At 33.0% G+C, this 1,825-nt stretch carries 2 protein-coding genes; both read left to right on the top strand.

Features of this window, described 5'->3' with window-relative positions:
- A partial coding sequence (locus A9G37_RS10970; protein WP_141671192.1) for an IS30 family transposase occupies positions 1 to 535 on the top strand: 535 nt, incomplete at its 5' end.
- A gap of 801 nt (positions 536 to 1,336) precedes the next feature.
- The gene (locus A9G37_RS10975) at positions 1,337 to 1,639 is read left to right on the top strand and encodes an IS3 family transposase (protein WP_065560538.1); all 303 of its coding nucleotides are present in this window, start codon (positions 1,337 to 1,339) and stop codon (positions 1,637 to 1,639) included.
- Positions 1,640 to 1,825: the final 186 nt, after the last annotated feature.

The raw sequence follows: 1,825 nt of genomic DNA on the forward strand, positions 1-1,825 counted from the left end.
CCGCCGTTATAAACGGTCAATTAAACAACGTCCAAGTTATGTAGAAAGCCGGAAAACGCGAGGACATTGGGAGGGAGATACGATTATTAGCCGTAAAGACAAGCAAGCATTGGTGACATTAGTTGAACGCAAAACAGAGCTAGTATTAATTGGGCGCCTCAATCAACGTACCGCCTCCGAAACGAGAGATATGATAATAAAATTGCTAACGCCGTTTGAAAAAATGGTTAAAAGCATCACCTTTGATAATGGAACCGAATTTAATTATCATCATGCTATTGAGTATTATTTAAACACCACCGTGTACTTTGCGGAGCCTTATAAAAGCTGGCAAAGAGGCACAAATGAAAACACCAATGGCTTAATACGTCAGTTTATACCTAAGTCAGCGGCCATTTCATTAGTTGACGACAAACAGATAAAGAAAATACAATATCTATTGAACACACGCCCAAGAAAACGGCATAAGTTTAAAAGCCCTGCCGATTTTTATTCTAAGGAGCTAAGAAGAATTGCACTTCATGGTGTAATCTAGGCATTTAAGGAGGATATATTTAATATATTGTAAGGCATATGAAAAATCAGTGATATTTACTCTTTATGATTAAAATAATTCCCTTAATTCTACAAGATGTTAACCGCTTATCATATTACTTTAAACAAAGTAAATCATTCCTAAAATTTATTTTTACTTTTTGATTTCAGGCTAATTGCGAATAAATATCATCACTTGATATACCGTATAACTCATAGGTTGTGTTTAAATTTTTTTAAAAACTTAAATAAAATCAATATTGAACATGGTTTTAATTATAACATGTACTATCTTTTACAACATCTGAAGACAGTTGATTTGTTGTTGAAAAGTATCGACAATGCAATCCTAACAAAATTTGCATTTTATACTCAATTACTTTTTATACTGAAACACATAGTTACCTGAAACTTTTTGACAACATTCTCAGGGTTTTCATCGCAGACAAAAGCGCCCTAATGAATCAATAATTATCTTTTTACACTCCTTAACAAATACCCTAATTTCAAATTTGAAAAAACCGTTTAACCTATTTATACTTTATATTGAGTATATAAAATTAAAATAAATATATATTGAAACAAAGGAATTAGAAGCATGTTAACATGTTGTTTAATAGCTAGCTATCACTTGAGTTTATTTTTTGGATTGAAAACAAGACGTAATTTATTGATGGTAAGCATTACCAATTCGCTAATGCCTTTTCATTTAGGATTAAATTCGTGGATCGGCTACACTAATTAGTACCAGTTTTATAAGGTCATTGTTATGATAAACTAAAAATAAGAGAAGGTAACAACAATGGCAATCGATTCATCACGAAGAGCAAAACGTAGCTTTACTAACGAGTTCAAAAAACAAATGGTCATGCTATATCAAAATGGTAAAAAACGTGCGGATATCGTCGCAGAGTATGACCTCACCAAATCAGCATTAGATAATTGGATAATGCAGTACCAAACTACCGGCTCATTCATCGCAAAAGATAATCGTCGAACTGAAGATAACGAACTTATCGCGCTACGCAAAGAGAATAAACGCTTGTTAATGGAGAATGATATCCTAAAGCAAGCGACGTTGATAATGGGAAGAAAATCGAGTTAATTTTACATAATAAGCATCGATACAGCTTACGTGCATTATGTCGATGTTTAAATGTAACCCGAAATCGTTTCTATTATCAACGGCAATTAACGCAGCAATCACAAGATATATCACTGAGTGAAATAGTGGGTGAAATTTTTAATACTAATTATCGTGCTTATGGTACAAGGCGTCTGCAAGCAGAGC

This window comes from Gilliamella sp. GillExp13 (assembly GCF_001690815.1).
GTDB lineage: Bacteria > Pseudomonadota > Gammaproteobacteria > Enterobacterales > Orbaceae > Gilliamella > Gilliamella bombi.